This window comes from Aliiglaciecola lipolytica (assembly GCF_018860635.1).
Taxonomy (GTDB): Bacteria; Pseudomonadota; Gammaproteobacteria; order Enterobacterales; family Alteromonadaceae; genus Aliiglaciecola; species Aliiglaciecola lipolytica_A.
Window position 1 is genome coordinate 64,859 of record NZ_JAHKPT010000036.1, and the last position, 15,995, is coordinate 80,853.

The 15,995-nt window shown below is 42.2% G+C and carries 15 protein-coding genes; 8 read left to right on the forward strand and 7 right to left on the reverse strand.

What is annotated here, in order from left to right; all coding sequences use genetic code 11:
- Positions 1 to 181: 181 nt before the first annotated feature.
- Together KO530_RS21355 and KO530_RS21360 are read right to left on the reverse strand one after the other, a co-directional pair.
- Positions 182 to 1,054, reverse strand: coding sequence for an HpcH/HpaI aldolase/citrate lyase family protein (locus KO530_RS21355; protein ID WP_216050497.1), 873 nt, complete (start codon positions 1,052 to 1,054; stop codon positions 182 to 184).
- Between the two features lie 77 nt (positions 1,055 to 1,131).
- On the reverse strand, positions 1,132 to 2,484 hold the full coding sequence (locus tag KO530_RS21360) for an MFS transporter (RefSeq protein ID WP_216050498.1): 1,353 nt from the start codon (positions 2,482 to 2,484) through the stop codon (positions 1,132 to 1,134).
- Between the two features lie 268 nt (positions 2,485 to 2,752).
- Between KO530_RS21360 and uvrA the strand changes: the two genes are divergently transcribed.
- Genes uvrA through KO530_RS21375 form a run of 3 tightly spaced genes read left to right on the forward strand, consistent with a single transcriptional unit; the run spans position 2,753 to position 6,714 of the window.
- Positions 2,753 to 5,593 (forward strand): excinuclease ABC subunit UvrA, encoded by a 2,841-nt coding sequence (gene uvrA / locus KO530_RS21365; protein ID WP_216050499.1) that lies wholly within the window; start codon positions 2,753 to 2,755, stop codon positions 5,591 to 5,593.
- Between the two features lie 18 nt (positions 5,594 to 5,611).
- Complete coding sequence (locus KO530_RS21370) at positions 5,612 to 6,016, forward strand: acyl-CoA thioesterase (protein ID WP_216050500.1); 405 nt, start codon at positions 5,612 to 5,614, stop codon at positions 6,014 to 6,016.
- Positions 6,017 to 6,018: 2 nt separating this feature from the next.
- Positions 6,019 to 6,714, forward strand: a complete 696-nt coding sequence (locus KO530_RS21375) for a 2OG-Fe(II) oxygenase (RefSeq protein ID WP_216050501.1) — start codon at positions 6,019 to 6,021, stop codon at positions 6,712 to 6,714.
- Between the two features lie 21 nt (positions 6,715 to 6,735).
- On the opposite strand, the gene KO530_RS21380 is transcribed toward KO530_RS21375, so the two are convergent.
- From KO530_RS21380 to KO530_RS21395, 4 genes are all read right to left on the reverse strand, one after another.
- Positions 6,736 to 7,194 carry a DUF3299 domain-containing protein gene (locus KO530_RS21380; RefSeq protein ID WP_216050502.1) on the reverse strand — a complete coding sequence of 153 codons (459 nt, stop codon included), beginning with the start codon at positions 7,192 to 7,194 and terminating at the stop codon, positions 6,736 to 6,738.
- A 15-nt stretch (positions 7,195 to 7,209) separates the two neighbouring features.
- Positions 7,210 to 8,472, reverse strand: coding sequence for an MFS transporter (locus KO530_RS21385; RefSeq protein WP_216050503.1), 1,263 nt, complete (start codon positions 8,470 to 8,472; stop codon positions 7,210 to 7,212).
- Between the two features lie 136 nt (positions 8,473 to 8,608).
- Entirely contained in the window at positions 8,609 to 9,148 is a 540-nt protein-coding gene (ppa, locus tag KO530_RS21390; RefSeq protein ID WP_216050504.1) for an inorganic diphosphatase, read from the reverse strand.
- Positions 9,149 to 9,472: 324 nt separating this feature from the next.
- Entirely contained in the window at positions 9,473 to 10,444 is a 972-nt protein-coding gene (locus tag KO530_RS21395; protein WP_216050505.1) for a class 1 fructose-bisphosphatase, read from the reverse strand.
- Between the two features lie 202 nt (positions 10,445 to 10,646).
- On the opposite strand from KO530_RS21395, the gene mpl reads away from it, so the two are divergent.
- Genes mpl through KO530_RS21410 form a run of 3 tightly spaced genes read left to right on the forward strand, consistent with a single transcriptional unit; the run spans position 10,647 to position 13,423 of the window.
- Complete coding sequence (gene mpl, locus KO530_RS21400; protein ID WP_216050506.1) at positions 10,647 to 12,002, forward strand: UDP-N-acetylmuramate:L-alanyl-gamma-D-glutamyl-meso-diaminopimelate ligase; 1,356 nt, start codon at positions 10,647 to 10,649, stop codon at positions 12,000 to 12,002.
- On the forward strand, positions 11,992 to 12,606 hold the full coding sequence (locus KO530_RS21405; RefSeq protein ID WP_216050507.1) for a flavin prenyltransferase UbiX: 615 nt from the start codon (positions 11,992 to 11,994) through the stop codon (positions 12,604 to 12,606). The genes mpl and KO530_RS21405 overlap by 11 nt, the downstream gene beginning before the upstream one ends.
- A 19-nt stretch (positions 12,607 to 12,625) precedes the next feature.
- Complete coding sequence (locus KO530_RS21410; RefSeq protein WP_216050508.1) at positions 12,626 to 13,423, forward strand: S1/P1 nuclease; 798 nt, start codon at positions 12,626 to 12,628, stop codon at positions 13,421 to 13,423.
- An 87-nt stretch (positions 13,424 to 13,510) separates the two neighbouring features.
- On the opposite strand, the gene rraA is transcribed toward KO530_RS21410, so the two are convergent.
- Positions 13,511 to 13,996, reverse strand: a complete 486-nt coding sequence (gene rraA / locus KO530_RS21415; protein ID WP_216050592.1) for a ribonuclease E activity regulator RraA — start codon at positions 13,994 to 13,996, stop codon at positions 13,511 to 13,513.
- Between the two features lie 196 nt (positions 13,997 to 14,192).
- On the opposite strand from rraA, the gene KO530_RS21420 reads away from it, so the two are divergent.
- Positions 14,193 to 14,705, forward strand: a complete 513-nt coding sequence (locus KO530_RS21420; protein ID WP_216050509.1) for a phosphatase PAP2 family protein — start codon at positions 14,193 to 14,195, stop codon at positions 14,703 to 14,705.
- Between the two features lie 9 nt (positions 14,706 to 14,714).
- Entirely contained in the window at positions 14,715 to 15,779 is a 1,065-nt protein-coding gene (locus KO530_RS21425) for an MJ1255/VC2487 family glycosyltransferase (protein ID WP_216050510.1), read from the forward strand.
- The last annotated feature ends 216 nt before the right edge of the window (positions 15,780 to 15,995 follow it).

The following is a 15,995-nucleotide window of genomic DNA, read 5'->3' on the forward strand; positions in this document are numbered from 1 at the left end:
CAAATATCTTTATTGAAAAGGTATGTTCGCTGCCAATTTAGTTAAAAAACTTGGCATCAATGATTCGATATTATCCGCGGTATTGTAACCCGATTAAACAGTTTTATCTCAATAAAATCGGAACTAAATTCAGTTTAAATCCCTTAACATTAATATAAATGAATTTGCTTAATGAGCTAGTCTAGTTTTGCTTATTCACTCTTTTTAATAGATTTTCAGCCCGTTGCACCACGGGTAAATCAATCATTTTATTCCCATAGTTAGTGGCCCCAGTGCCCTGCTTGTATTGCTGTTGAAACGATTGAATTAACTCTTTCGCTTGTTTGACTTGCAGTTCAGTAGGCATAAAGACCTGATTCAATATACTCACTTGCAAAGGATGCACGCAAGGCGCACCCGCAAACCCAATTTTATTTGCCAACTCAGCGGCGGTTTGAAACTTAGCAGGATCACTGAAATCGGCAATGGAGGCAGGAAATCCCATAGGCGCAATATTCGCGCGCCGACAAGCCATAATTAACTGCTGGCAAGGACCGATAAGAGCTTCTGTAACCGGTTCCATGCCAATCGATAAGGATAAATCTTCAGTGCCCATTGTCATAGCAATTAAACGTGATGAACTAGCGGCAATTTCATCTAATTTAGGCATCGCATTAACATGCTCAATTTGCGCAATAAGTCGTGTATAACCTATGGGCATTTGCTTTTCATGTTCTAACTCGTCGATTGTCTCAGCGATTAGTTGAATATGGGCAGCGCTGCTGACTTTAGGGATAACTATCGCACATATTTGCGGGTCGACTACTGCTTCTAAGTCTCTTATTGCTAGACGCAATCCTGCGTTTATTCTGACTAAGGTATCAGCCCCATTTTTAGACACAACTTGGGCAGCAGCAAGAATATTAGCGCGAGTTTTGGTTTTGTGATCAATTGGAATACTGTCTTCTAAATCAAGGATATAACCATCGGCTGCGCGGGTATGCGCTTTATCAATAAACTTTTGATTATTGGCAGGTAAAAACAATAACGAACGCCAGGGGATTAATTCGGTCATCAGTATTCTCGTGAAAATCGTTATTTCAGTTTAGCGCAAATTTGGGCCAACATTGAAGTTGATATAACCGGCTTGAATTACAACTGCGGTGCAGTGTGAAGCACCAGTTGCTGCGCTTGTCGAAGATCAAATTCTGCGGTTGCTTTCACGTATACGCTGTCTTCCTCAGTCACCAAAGCAAGATCAACAACGCCAGGCATCGCCAGCAACTGTTGTTTCAACAAATCTAGATCCGCAGAATGATTAATACCGCTTAATGTATATCGTCGGTATTTATTTACGCTTTTAAGGTTATAAATGATGCCTGTCCATATAAATAAAATGGCGATTGCGAACATTAAAACTTGTGACGGGGAGAAATATTGGTTGAGGAATCCGGCTAACATCCCTCCTAAAAAAGCACCAAAAAACTGGAAGCTAGCATACATTCCCATTGCGGAGCCTTTTTTACCCGCTGGGGCAATGCTCGATACCCATGCAGGTAAATTTGCTTCTAAGTAATTAAAACCAGTGAAAAATATTACTGCAAAGCCGGCTAACGAGAACAAGGTTGATGACCAAGATAAACCAGCACAGGCAATGATGAGTAAAAATATCGACACTAACATCAGCACTTTCTGCGAGACTTTTCTATTTAAGCCCATCAAAATCGTTAAACCTAAAATCGAGATTAACAATACAGGTAAATAAAGTTGCCATTGAGAGTCGATCAATAACCCCATTTGTTGCAGCATGACCGGTAATTGCATGAAAAACAGCGTAATCATCATATGCAACAGACATACGCTAATGTTCAATTTTTGAATTTGTTTATCGCCAAACAAGTTACCCAAGTCTTTCCACGTAGGCAGCGTATCGCCAGATGGCGCTGAGTTTTGTTGTGATGGAACCACAAATCCAACGATAAAAACACACAAAAATGCTAACAATGCAGTGACAAAGAATATCCCCGACAGCCCCCAAACATTGGAAATCATCGGGCCAATCATTAACGCTAGATAGAATGAAAAGCCAATAGCGATACCAATAATTGCCATCACTTTAGGTCGTTGATTTTCACGGCTTACATCCGCGGCTAACGCCATTATCGCACCAGCGATTGCGCCTGTTCCTTGCAGTATACGGCCCAACACCAGCATCCACATATTGTCTGCAAAACCAGCGATTAGGCTGCCTAAACAAAACATCAGCAGTCCAACGACTATGACAGGTTTTCGGCCAAATTTGTCTGACAACATCCCCATTGGAATTTGTAGCAACGCCTGAGTTAGTCCGTAACCACCAATGGCGATACCCACCATAAGCACCGAATAATCAGGGTACTCTTTGGCTAAGATAGCTAATACTGGCATAACCATAAATAGCCCTAACATTCTTAGGACATAGATAAAGGCAAGAGACAAGGCTGCGCGTAATTCAGTTGCGTTCAAAACAAATCACTTTGGTTTATATAGAGCTAATTGAAGTCGTCTAATATCAAGTTCGTGAATCACAAAGGTGATTGACCATTATTTTGATAAAGAAGTTAATACTAATTGGCCGCGAAGTTTATCACAGCATTAAAATACGCGATAGATCGTTGAAAAGTCGTTTTAAATAAAATATTTTGGCTTTTTTTAGCTAATTAGTCAGTTCCTAATAGAGCATGAATTGCAATTATGTAATACTGATCTTTTGGTCAGGCAACATTCTGGATCCATGGATAAAATTGAAGTTAGGGGTGCACGCACCCACAATCTGAAAAATATTAATATAACGCTTCCTCGTGACAAACTAATTGTGATTACTGGCTTGTCGGGTTCGGGGAAATCTTCATTAGCCTTCGATACTTTGTATGCAGAAGGACAACGGCGTTATGTAGAATCCCTTTCCGCCTATGCCAGACAATTTTTGTCAATGATGGAAAAACCTGATGTGGATCACATTGAAGGTTTATCACCTGCTATTTCCATCGAACAAAAGTCCACGTCTCACAACCCACGTTCTACGGTAGGAACAATTACCGAGATATATGATTACTTAAGACTGTTGTACGCCAGAGTGGGTGAACCGCGCTGCCCAACTCACCACGTTCCTTTAGCGGCGCAAACTGTCAGTCAAATGGTTGATCGTGTACTAGAGATGGAAGAAGGCACAAAGTTAATGTTGCTTGCACCTGTGGTGCAGGAGCGTAAAGGCGAACACATTAAAACCCTTGAAGGCTTAGCGGCGCAAGGTTACATACGTGCACGTATCGACGGTGAAGTCTGCGATTTGTCCGATCCACCTGAACTTGACCTGCATAAAAAGCACACGATAGAAGTGGTTGTCGACCGTTTTAAAGTGCGTGAAGATTTGGCATTGCGATTGTCAGAGTCATTTGAAACAGCATTGCAGTTATCTGCAGGCGCGGCCAAAGTCGCGTTTATGGACGACCCAGCAAAAGACGAATTGGTGTTTTCAGCCAATTTTGCCTGTCCTCATTGTGGTTACAGCATGGCCGAACTCGAGCCTAGATTGTTTTCGTTTAACAATCCAGCTGGCGCATGTCCAACCTGTGATGGGTTAGGTAACAAGCAGTTTTTTGATCCGGGAAAAATTGTCAGCAATGAAGAATTGAGTTTGTCTGGCGGCGCAATACGCGGTTGGGACAAACGCAGTTACTACTACTTTCAAATGCTACAAGCCGTCGCTGATCACTATGGTTTTAGTTTGACGGTTCCATTTGAAGAGCTTGAAGAGAAACACAAAGAAGTGATTTTATTCGGCAGCAAAGGTACCGCAATAAAATTCAAATACATTAATGATCGTGGCGATATTATGGAGCGCAAACATCCATTTGAGGGCATTATTCCCAATATGGATCGCCGCTACAAAGAGACAGAGTCTAACGCGGTGCGAGAAGAACTGTCCAAATATCTCAGCCAACAACATTGTAATAGTTGTGGTGGTGCACGTTTACGTTTGGAAGCCAGAAACGTCTTTATTGGTCAAACTGCCCTGCCAACAATCACTGAAATGTCGATATCTGATGCACTCTCCTTTTTTGCTGAATTAGACTTAACAGGACAGCGCGCGCAGATTGCGGAAAAGATTTTAAAAGAAATCAACGACCGGTTAAGTTTTCTAGTCAATGTGGGCTTGAATTACCTTTCCATGTCAAGAAGCGCCGATACCTTATCAGGTGGTGAAGCACAGCGGATCCGCTTAGCCAGCCAAATAGGTGCAGGCTTAGTTGGCGTTATGTACGTTTTAGATGAACCATCTATTGGATTGCATCAACGAGACAACGAGCGATTATTAAAAACCCTGCGTCACTTACGAGATTTGGGCAACACGGTTATCGTCGTAGAGCATGATGAAGATGCCATAAAAGAAGCCGACTATATCGTCGATATAGGCCCAGGAGCCGGTGTCCATGGCGGTCAAATCGTTGCTGAAGGTAGTCTTAAAGACATCCTAGAAAGTGAAGACTCACTTACTGGGAAGTACCTATCTGGTAGAGAACGTATAGAAATACCCAAAGAACGTAATAAAGTCAAAGATGACAAATGGGTGAAACTGACGGGGGCATCCGGTAATAACCTACAACAGGTAGATTTACACGTTCCTGTGGGACTAATGACCTGTGTTACTGGTGTGTCAGGCTCGGGTAAATCGACCCTAGTGAATGATACATTCTACAAGTTAGCCCATCACGCGTTAAACGGCGCAACCACCGGAGAAGCCGCTCCCTACAAAGATATCACCGGTCTTGAGCAGTTAGACAAAGTGGTTGATATCGACCAGAGTCCTATCGGTCGCACACCACGCTCAAATCCGGCCACTTACGCGGGTATTTTCACGCCAATTCGTGAAATGTTTGCGGCAACCCAAGAAGCTCGCTCTCGCGGTTACAAACCCGGTCGATTCAGTTTCAACGTCAAAGGTGGACGCTGCGAGGCGTGTCAGGGAGATGGTCTGATTAAAGTGGAAATGCACTTCTTACCAGATGTGTATGTGCCATGCGATGTGTGTAAAAGTAAACGTTACAACCGTGAAACACTGGAAATTACCTACAAAGGTAAAGACATCAATCAAGTGTTAAACATGACCGTGGAAGAAGCCCGAGAATTCTTCGATGCCATCCCGGCGATTTCGCGCAAACTACAAACGCTAATGGATGTAGGCTTGTCTTATATTCGCTTAGGTCAATCGGCGACAACCCTCTCCGGTGGTGAAGCACAGCGGGTGAAACTAGCCAAAGAGTTATCTAAGCGTGATACCGGTCAAACTCTGTATATTTTAGATGAACCAACTACCGGTCTGCATTTCCACGATATAAAACAACTGTTGGAAGTATTACATAGACTCCGTGACCACGGTAATACAGTTGTGGTTATTGAGCATAATCTGGATGTAATAAAAACCGCAGATTGGATTATCGATCTTGGTCCTGAAGGTGGTTCAGGCGGGGGCAATATTATCGCTCAAGGTACACCAGAAGATGTGAGTAAGGTAAAAGGTTCGCACACTGCGCATTTCCTTAAGCCAATTTTAGACAATGCCAGACAGGCATAATTAGACACGGATTAGAGTATGTTTAGCGAACACTTTAAAGTCAGGTTTTATGAAACAGATGGTTTGGCTCACGTCAGTAACACTGTTGTTGCTGGCTGGTTTGAATGCGGCAGAGAGCCGATCTTCAAAATGTTTACGCCAGATCTAGATTTGCAGAATTGGCCATTGATTTTAGCCAGTTACAAAATCGACTTTCATTTGCAGATATATTACGGCAAATCAGTAGAAGTGCGCACTTACGTAAGCCGAGTGGGCAATAGTTCATTCGATACTTATCAGGAAATTTGGCAACAAGATCAGAAAGTCGCCTCAGGTACTACAACCTTAGTGCGGTTCGATTTTGAAAGCAATAAATCGGTACCAATTGACGGCGCAATCAAATCCCAACTTGAAGAACATTTGTATCCCCAGCAGGAAGCTTAAAAGTGACAGATTTTATTGAAGTAATTGATGATGTATTGCCGCAGAAGTTGTGCCGCGGATTCATCCAGCGTTTCGAAAACAGCAAAAATATTCAGCCAGGTCGCACTGGCGGCGGTGTTGATACTGATAAAAAGCTCAGTAAAGATGTATCGATAGTACAACACCCTGAATTTCAGCCTGAATATCAAGCGATGCTGCCATTATTATCTCAGCAATTAATGAATTACTTTGAAAAACATTTTTTTGCACTGATCGGCCCAATTGGCTTAACGGTGCAAGATCCCAGCAGCGGCCAACCAGTAAAGTTAACCCAAGAAAATTTCGAAACAGTGGGTAAACCGAACTTACAAAACTTGGTGCAATACCTATTTCGAATTGGTGACATCAACGCACAAAAATACCAAATGAATAAAGGTGGATATCCATACTGGCACTCAGAAGTTTATCCACAAGCTGGTAATAATGACGCCCTGCATCGTATCTTATTGTTTATGTTTTATCTAAATGATGTGGATGAAGGCGGCACCACGGATTTTTATTATCAAAATAAATCCGTGCAACCCAAAGCCGGTAGAATGGTGATTGCTCCTGCTTATTTTACCCATACCCATAGAGGCTCAGTGCCTGTTTCCAACGATAAATACATTCTTACCTCTTGGGTGTTATTTAATCCGGCAGAGCGCATCTACACGGCTTAAAAGTTCAAACGCTTATTTAATTTAACCGTCGTAAGGTAATACCGATTGTCCCTTCAAGGTATAACCTACTGTTGCGATCTCGCCACTCCAACCTTCTGTTGTTAAGGTGCCAACTACCCAAACCACATCAGTTAATGCCATCGCTGGCACGCCCTCTGGAATTTTCACGTAAACAATTTGATTAGGTGGTGGCGGCGGTACATGGATACAAGCACCAAAAAAAGGAACCAATAAAAACTCAGTAATATTGTCTTGATCACCTTCAAGAGGAACGACAAATCCGGGTATTTTCACTTCCATATTGTTGAATTTGGTCACCACAGGCGCAGATAGATTTTGCTGACCGGTAGTCAAAGCGTGATCAATGTCTACAGGCGGTGCGACATAATTGGCAGGCACTAAATCTTCCCAAAACACTTCTGTGGGTTCGCTATAAGCAGAGGTTGTTATAAAAAACAGAGTAAGTAATAGAGCTCGCATAAATTTAGTTAGTCCTTAGACAGTGGGCTTAATGTTGGCTGATTCTTCAGATATCGCAGATGCAGCAGAAATGTCTGGCGCTTGATGAGGATGATTTGCCCAACAAAAAGGGTTCTTTCTTACTTCGTTTCCTGCATCAGGTGCATCTGGAATATTCAATGCCAACAGCAATGAACACACAGCAAAACTTGCACCAATAAAGAATACTAAAGTAGGCGAAGTAAGCCAAACAATACCTAATAAAGCGGGTATAACCACAGCCGCAATGTGATTAATCGTAAAACTCACCCCTGCTGTGGATGCAATGTCCCGTGGATCAGCAATCTTTTGAAAATAAGTTTTCATGGCTATCGCCATGGCAAAAAACAGGTGATCAATAACATACAAAGCAGCGGCCCATTGTGAACTTGTCACTAAGGCGTAACTCACAAAAATCACAATTAAGCCAATGTACTCCACGGTTAAAGCCTTGCGCTCCCCTACTTTCGCAATCCATCGACCAATTTTACTGGCAAACAACAGGTTAAATACGTAATTTATAATAAATAGCAGGCTAATTTCACCCACGCTGTATCCAAATTTTTCGACCATCATAAATGACGCAAAAACCATGAATATTTGTCGACGAGCACCGCTAAAGAAGGTTAAACAATAATATAACCAGTAGCGTTTGCGCAGAAACATATGTTTGTGTTGTATAGAAGGTTGCTTAAACTGTGCGAAGAAAGCCCATAGAAACAGAACAATGACTAAACCTAATCCACCAGCTAGCATGTACATGGTTTGATAGCTTATACCCACGTAATCCATTAACAACCAAATACTGCCGTAAGCAAACAATGATGCGAAGCTTTTAACAGCTAATTGTTGCCCCATAAAATGCGCAGTTTTTTCTTTTCCAAGCCACTGCAACGTCAGCGATTGGTTCATGGTTTCAAAATAATGGAAGCCAACTGACATGATCACCGTGGTGCAATATAAACCTATCTCAAAGGGAAAAAAGCCTGTCATTGCGACACCGACACACATAGCTGCGAGTGAAAGCATTGCCAAAGTTTGTTCTTTAATTACTAACAATAAAAACACGGCGGTAAAGGCCAGAAACCCCGGTACTTCTCGCAAGCTTTGTAGCATGCCAATTTCGGCACCTGTAAACTGGGCTTTTTCCACCACAAAATTATTCAGAAGAGCATTCCACACCGAAAATACTAAAGGCATAACAAACGCCATCGCCAACAATAGTAATTGAGGATTATTTCGAATCGAATTGAGCTTCATGATGTTGTGCTTTAGCCATTTACGGGAATAATAAAGAATGGTAAGTTTACAGCAGTTTGCAGAAAAATGCTTTGCTCAGAAACAAGCAAAAAAAAGGGCTAACCTAAAGTTAACCCTTTTCTAAATTTGCTTGGTACTAAGCTTTTTCTTCAGTTTGGTAGCGTTTTACGCTATCAACGATTTCAGCTTTAGCATCTTCACAATTTCCCCATCCTTCGATTTTCACCCATTTGTTAGGTTCTAAATCTTTATAATGGGCAAAGAAATGCTCAATTTGTTGCTTAGTCAATTCAGGCACCTGATCGATTTCTTTTACTTCACGATAGATGGTAGAAAGCTTATCAATTGGCACAGCCAATACTTTAGCATCTTCACCTGACTCATCAGTCATCTTCAAAACACCTACAGGTCTACACTTGATGACTGAGCCAGCCAATAAAGGAAACGGTGTCATCACCAAAACGTCAACAGGGTCGCCATCAAGAGAAAGCGTCTGTGGCACGTAACCATAGTTAGTTGGATAATGCATACAAGTTGCCATGAAGCGGTCAACAAAGATGGCGCCAGTGTCTTTATCTACTTCATATTTTACTGGGTCAGCGTGGGCTGGGATTTCGATGATGACATTTACTTCATCTGGCAAGTTTTTACCTGCTGGAACAGCATTTAAGCTCATTGATTCATACCTATAAGTTGATTTAACGTGAATATTGGCAATTATAAAGACTTCCAGTGCAAGATGAAATCGCTACCTTGGTCTTATTAAGGTTGTTTTAAAGTATTATGCGCAATTATTTAGCAAAAGTGTGTACTTTTGTGTCTTCAATAGCGATTTCATCGCCAAACGACAACTTACCTGCAAATCACCAGAGCCTAGTTCACTTTAAGATTAAAAATAAAGCAGACCGGATTCAGCTAATATCGCCCATAAAAAAGGGCATAAGTTTTTATCCTACGCCCTGATTTGGAATTGCCTATAGAAACAAATCTATTACTTAGATTATTTTGAGTAATAGGTAATACAAGTTTCCACTTCTTCTTTAGAGCCCATAATAACTGGAACACGTTGGTGAATTTCTTCTGGCATAACTTCCAAGATTCGTCTGTCACCTGTTGTGGCAGCACCACCGGCCTGTTCAATTAGAAATGACATGGGATTTGCTTCATATAATAAACGCAATTTTCCCGGTATTTTTGGATTACGTTTATCAAATGGATAAGCAAAAAGGCCACCACGAGAAAGGATACGGTGAATATCACCAACCATTGCGCCAACCCAACGCATATTGAAGTTTTTACCTCTAGGGCCTTCATCACCAGCAATCAAGTCGTTAATATAATTTTGCATAGGTTCTTCCCAGTGACGCTGGTTAGAACTATTAATGGAAAACTCTTTAGTTTGCTCAGGTACCTCTACGTTAGCTTCTGTTAATAGGAAGCCTCCGTGGGTTTTATCCAGAGTATAAATGTGAGTACCGCGACCAGTGCTCATTGCCAACATGGTAGACGGGCCGTAAAGCACATATCCAGCAGCCACAATCTGTGTTCCAGGTTGCAAGAAAGCAGAAGGATCATCTGGGTCCATCCATTGTGGTGCATGGGTAATTGAGAAAATTGTACCTATCAAACTATTGATATCTGTATTTGATGAACCATCAAGAGGATCAAAACTGACCAAATACTTACCTTCAGGGTGGCACCCTACAACGTCATCTTCTTCCTCGGAAGAAATTGCTTTTACATAACCCGACTCTTTTAAGATATCTTTTAAGATTTGGTTAGAAATAACGTCCAGTTTCTTTTGCGTTTCGCCTTGAACGTTTTCACTTAACAAAGAGCCCAACACTCCCGCTAGTGCGCCCTGACTAACCCTAAAAGAAATTTCCTTGCAACCTGCTAATAATGTGCGGATCAACAATATTAGCTCCATTGGAGCGCCGTCTTCTTGCAATTGTGAATTGAGTCGTTTCATTCTTGTGAAAGCCTATTTTTAGATTGTATAAGGGACATGGTTTAGACAGTAATTGTTACTAATCATAGAACACATTGATAAAGTGTACCTTTATTAAACACAAAACTCAGCACAAAAAACAACAAGTTAAAATTAATATCCATTTGTTGGCATTCGAATCTCTGTTAACCTTACGAAAATTTTTTTTCAAAAAACCAAAGTTATGCATATTCATATTTTAGGGATTTGCGGCACCTTTATGGGTGGAATTGCCGCCATTGCCAAATCAATGGGACATCACGTAAGTGGTTCCGATGCCAATGTTTATCCGCCAATGAGCACTCAGCTAGAATCTTTAGGCATTCCACTGACCCAAGGGTTTGATCCAGCCCAGCTCAACCCTGAGCCCGATGTGGTGATTATTGGTAATGCAATGTCGCGGGGAAATCCATGTGTGGAAGCGGTGTTAAATCGCAATTTAAATTATATCAGTGGGCCACAGTGGTTATCTGAAAACGTATTAAAACAAAGATGGGTAATAGCTGCATCAGGCACCCATGGCAAAACGTCGACCGCCAGCATGATAGCGTGGGTACTCGAGTATGCAGGATTGCAACCTGGCTTTCTAATCGGCGGGGTTCCAGAAAATTTTGGAATTTCAGCTCGTTTAGGTGAATCACCATTTTTTGTTATTGAAGCAGATGAGTACGACAGTGCGTTTTTTGATAAACGTTCTAAGTTTGTGCACTACCATCCTCGTACCTTGGTGTTAAACAATTTAGAGTTCGACCACGCTGATATTTTTGAAAATTTGGCGGCGATACAAAAACAGTTTCATCATTTGATCCGAATATTGCCCGGTAATGGTTTGGCATTAGCACCGGCGAATGATGAAAATATAAAACAGGTTTTAGAACAAGGCTGTTGGACACCCGTTCAATATTTAGGCACGGATTGGCAAGTTGCAAATCAAACCGCTGATGGCAGTGAGTTTGATGTGTTATTGCAGAACAAAACTATTGGCCGGGTAAACTGGTCATTGATAGGGCAACACAATATTCACAACGGGATTATGGCCATTGCAGCGGCCCGTCATGCTGGCGTAAAGCCTGAATTGGCGATTGAAGCTTTGGCACAATTTGTTAATGCGAAAAGACGCATGGAGACCCGTGGTGTGGTAAATGACATTACCGTTTATGATGATTTCGCCCACCATCCCACTGCGATTGCAACCACGATCGATGGCTTAAGAAACAAAGTCAAAGAGGCACGTATTTTTGCCGTATTAGAGCCTCGTTCAGCCACCATGAAAATGGGGGTTCATCACAGCACGCTTGCTAATTCGTGGAAAAATGCAGATCAAGTACTACTGTTTCAACCAGACAATTTAGACTGGTCTTTACAGCAACTTACCGCAGAATCAGCTGTGCCGAGCCGAGTTTATGCTAGTGTTGACGACATTATCGAAACACTAATACACGAAGTGGCACCAGGCGATCATATTCTAATAATGAGTAACGGTGGCTTTGGCGGCATTCATTCACGTTTACTGGAACAGTTGGCCCAACATGAAATTTGAAAAACGAATTACATTAGCATTCACCGGGGCATCTGGCGCACCTTATGGTTTAAGGTTGCTGGAAACCTTAGTTGCAGCTAACTATCAAGTTTATTTACTCATATCTTCTGCCGCTAGAGTCGTTTTAGCGACCGAAGAAGACTTGAAAGTACCCGCCAATCCGAAAACCTGTAGTGAGTTTTTTACTAACCGTTTTGATGCTAAACCGGAACAAATAACCGTGTTTGGAAAAGACGAGTGGTTTTCTCCAGTAGCCTCCGGCTCTGCCGCCCCTAAACAAATGGTCGTGTGCCCTTGTTCAACTGGCTCACTGAGCGCTATTTCCACCGGTAAAAGTGACAACCTAATCGAACGCGCAGCAGATGTTGTGATAAAAGAAAGAGGACAATTAATTGTCGTTCCTCGGGAAATGCCACTATCCACCATTCACCTTGAACATATGCTCAAATTGTCGCAGATGGGCGTGACCATAATGCCTGCGGCGCCAGGGTTTTATCACCAACCTAAACGGATTGAAGATTTGGTCGACTTTGTGGTCGCACGGATCCTCGACCACTTAGATATTGACCAACAATTGATGCCTCGTTGGGGCTACCAAAAATAATAAAAAGAGATAGATATTTATGTCATATACCGCTTTTTTTCGTAAACATTCAAAATGGGCGCTGCTTGGAATCTGTTTATTTCAGAACAGCCAAGCCTTTGCGTGGGGGCAAACGGGTCATCGCGTCACCGCGAATATTGCGGAGCAGTATTTAAGCGCAGATGCGAAAGCAAAAATTGCAGCTATTTACCCAACCAAATCCTTAGCTGAAATATCGACCATTGCAGATGAAATGCGCTCTGACCCTTCGGAGTTCTGGCAGAAAACTTCATCTCCTTGGCATTATGTTAGCGTCCCCGAAGGCAGCGATTATAGTGCCGCTAAACATGCCCCGTCACAAGGTGATGCTTACACGGCTTTGCTGTCATTTAGTGCGACCCTGAAAAACCCAGAAGCAACTTTGCAAGACAAACAATTAGCGCTGCATTTTATTGTCCATATTATCGGAGATTTGCATCAGCCATTACACGCTGGTGATGGCACAGACCGCGGTGGAAACGATGTCAAACTCGAGTTTTTTTGGGAAAACTCAAACCTGCACCGAGTTTGGGATAGCGGCATTATTGATAGACAACAATTGTCTTTCACAGAATGGACAAACTGGTTAACTCAAAAAATCTCACCCGAGATGGCAAAACAATGGCAAACCACTGATCCCAGAGTGTGGATCAAAGAAAGCATTCAATTGCGCAATAACATATACCCACAGGAAGAAAAATTAAGTTGGAGCTATCAATACCAACACCTACCTGAAGTTAAGCAAAGGTTGCAGATGGGTGGAGTGCGAATTGCTGCCTACTTGAATTCAATCTTGTAACCAACACCCTAACAAAGATTTATCGTAACAGCTGCCTATTCCCATTAGGCAGCTGCTAGCAAATAAGATTCACTGAATCATTCAAACTCATTCTATATCAAGCGGCTCTGGGGATAAAATAATGCCAGTGCTATCAGCATAAAGATGATCTTCAGGTAAAAAAGTGACACCACCAAAATTAACCGCTACATCAACTTCGCCGACTTGTTCAAATGCAGCGTTAACTGGAATAGACGCGACGGCATGAATACCAATATCTAATTCTTCAAGCTGATCGACTTCACGCACGCTGCCGTAACAAACAATGCCTTCCCAATCGTGCTCAATGGCAATTTGAGCCGTATTCACATCAATCAAGGCTCGACGAGTAGAACCGCCACCATCAATTAGTAAAACTTTGCCTTTTCCAGGTTGAGACAATACTTTATCAATCAATCCTTTATCTTCATGGCATTTGACGGTTGTAATCTCACCGCCGTAAGAAAGCCTACCACCATAATTAACAAATAAAGGGTCGACAACATCTACACTATCAGCAAATAAATCACACAGTTCAGACGTGTTGTATTCCATCAGAATATCCAACTCAAGCATTAAAGCTCTAGATTAAGTGTTACGAGCGAGTTTGTAAAACCTTAAGATTAGTTTTCTTCACTGTCACAAATATGACTTACATCTGTCACAAAGGTTTCGTATTTTTGTCAACTAGCGTTCATACACTAGGGTTACTTTTATTCGCAATGAGTACAAAATGTAAGAGTACCTAGAGATGAATGCATTTGGCAGAGCTGATACACATATATTCCGTTGGATTTTCGGTGTAACCGCCGGTCGCGATTGCCGAATAATTAAATACATCTCAAAAAGTGGCGACGGGCACGTTTATTTGCTGTTAGGCGTGCTGTTGTGCGTTTTCGACCCCAAAGATGGGGCGATATTCCTTTACACCTCATTATTAGCCTACGCTTTAGAATTACCCATATATGTGATTTTAAAAAAATTGTTTAAGCGTCAAAGGCCTTGCGATTTAATCTACAATTTTCGCTCTCACATTACTCCTTCGGATAAATTCAGCTTACCCTCAGGCCATACCGCAGCTGCTTTTTTGATGGCATCGCTATTGGCTCACTTCTATCCCAGCGTAGCTGTTTTAGTTTATATTTGGGCAAGCTTAATTGGATTATCCAGAGTCATGCTGGGTGTTCATTATCCTAGTGACATTGTTGCCGGTGCGTTTTTAGGTATCACTATTTCAATGTTAAGTCTTTCTATCCTTGTATAAGTAGTTTTAATGAAAATATTGTATGGCGTGCAAGGCACGGGTAATGGTCACATTGCTCGGGCGCGAATCATGGCGAAAGCTTTTGCCAAACGAGATGATATTGAAGTTGATTTCATATTTAGTGGTCGCGATCCCTCCCGTTACTTCGACATGGAAGTGTTTGGCAATTATCGCACTGTGACAGGATTAACGTTCATTACCGAAAATGGCGAGGTAAATCGCTGGGAAACGCTAAAACAAGCCAATATCAGACAATTTATACGGGATGTAAAACAACTCAATGTGGCCAAATACCATGTATTACTGAATGACTTCGAGCCAGTAACAGCTTGGGCCGCCAAAATGAAAGACCTATCGTCTATATCAATTAGTCACCAAGCAGCATTTAAACATAAAGTGCCTAAACAAGGTGAAGCTTGGACCGACAGAATGCTGATGCGCACGTTCGCTCCCTGCGATGTCAATTTGGGAGTCCATTGGTATCATTTTGGCTTCCCTATTATGCCTCCATTCATCGAAGAATCTTACAGCAAGGCAACCAAAGGCGAACATGTGCTGGTCTATTTGCCGTTTGAAAATGTAGAGGCCATCAAAGCGTTACTAGAAAAGTTTCCTAACGAAAAATTTGTTTGTTACCACCCAGATATAGACGGCCCTTTTGCAACTGCAAACAGCCAATGGCGACCACTTTCTAAACAAACCTTCCAACAAGCTTTATTTGAATGTGCGGGAGTCATTGCAAATGGAGGTTTTGAGCTGTCTAGCGAATGTTTGCAATTAGGCAAAAAAATTCTGGTAAAGCCGCTGAAAAATCAATACGAACAAACATCCAACCGCGTCACACTAGAGCGCATGAACCGGTGTGACAGTATGGATAGTTTAGACCCAAACATCGTTTCAAAGTGGCTAAGTAAAGACTCACCGGAACCAATTACCTACCCAAATTCCCCAGACATACTAATCAACTGGCTACTGGAGGGGGATTACATGGATACCAAAAGACTGTGTGAGCAACTTTGGAAAATCACCCGTTTCCCAGAGTCAGTGCGCATGTCTTTAGCCAATGGCGCCTAACTCCAAATTTTGCAAATGTCGTTCAGATCAAAGGGATCAAAGTGACTGTCCTAACATGCACCTTTGGGTGGCTGTCCAAACATGCCCTTTTGGATGGCTGTCCAAACATGCCCCCTTTGGGTGGCTGTCCTAACAAGCACCTTTGGGTGGCTGTCCTAACATGCCCCTTTGCATGGCTGTCCTAACAAGCCCTTTTGCATGGCTGTCCTAACATGC

What these genes read in the sequence shown, in the direction of transcription:
- KO530_RS21370 (WP_216050500.1), top strand. Translation starts at nt 5,612, where the DNA reads ATGTTTAGCGAACACTTTAAAGTCAGGTTTTATGAAACAGATGGTTTG.
- KO530_RS21380 (WP_216050502.1), bottom strand. Translation starts at nt 7,194, where the DNA reads ATGCGAGCTCTATTACTTACTCTGTTTTTTATAACAACCTCTGCTTAT.
- KO530_RS21410 (WP_216050508.1), top strand. Translation starts at nt 12,626, where the DNA reads ATGTCATATACCGCTTTTTTTCGTAAACATTCAAAATGGGCGCTGCTT.
- ppa (WP_216050504.1), bottom strand. Translation starts at nt 9,148, where the DNA reads ATGAGCTTAAATGCTGTTCCAGCAGGTAAAAACTTGCCAGATGAAGTA.
- KO530_RS21405 (WP_216050507.1), top strand. Translation starts at nt 11,992, where the DNA reads ATGAAATTTGAAAAACGAATTACATTAGCATTCACCGGGGCATCTGGC.
- mpl (WP_216050506.1), top strand. Translation starts at nt 10,647, where the DNA reads ATGCATATTCATATTTTAGGGATTTGCGGCACCTTTATGGGTGGAATT.
- KO530_RS21395 (WP_216050505.1), bottom strand. Translation starts at nt 10,444, where the DNA reads ATGAAACGACTCAATTCACAATTGCAAGAAGACGGCGCTCCAATGGAG.
- KO530_RS21355 (WP_216050497.1), bottom strand. Translation starts at nt 1,054, where the DNA reads ATGACCGAATTAATCCCCTGGCGTTCGTTATTGTTTTTACCTGCCAAT.
- KO530_RS21425 (WP_216050510.1), top strand. Translation starts at nt 14,715, where the DNA reads ATGAAAATATTGTATGGCGTGCAAGGCACGGGTAATGGTCACATTGCT.
- KO530_RS21385 (WP_216050503.1), bottom strand. Translation starts at nt 8,472, where the DNA reads ATGAAGCTCAATTCGATTCGAAATAATCCTCAATTACTATTGTTGGCG.
- rraA (WP_216050592.1), bottom strand. Translation starts at nt 13,996, where the DNA reads ATGGAATACAACACGTCTGAACTGTGTGATTTATTTGCTGATAGTGTA.
- KO530_RS21420 (WP_216050509.1), top strand. Translation starts at nt 14,193, where the DNA reads ATGAATGCATTTGGCAGAGCTGATACACATATATTCCGTTGGATTTTC.
- uvrA (WP_216050499.1), top strand. Translation starts at nt 2,753, where the DNA reads ATGGATAAAATTGAAGTTAGGGGTGCACGCACCCACAATCTGAAAAAT.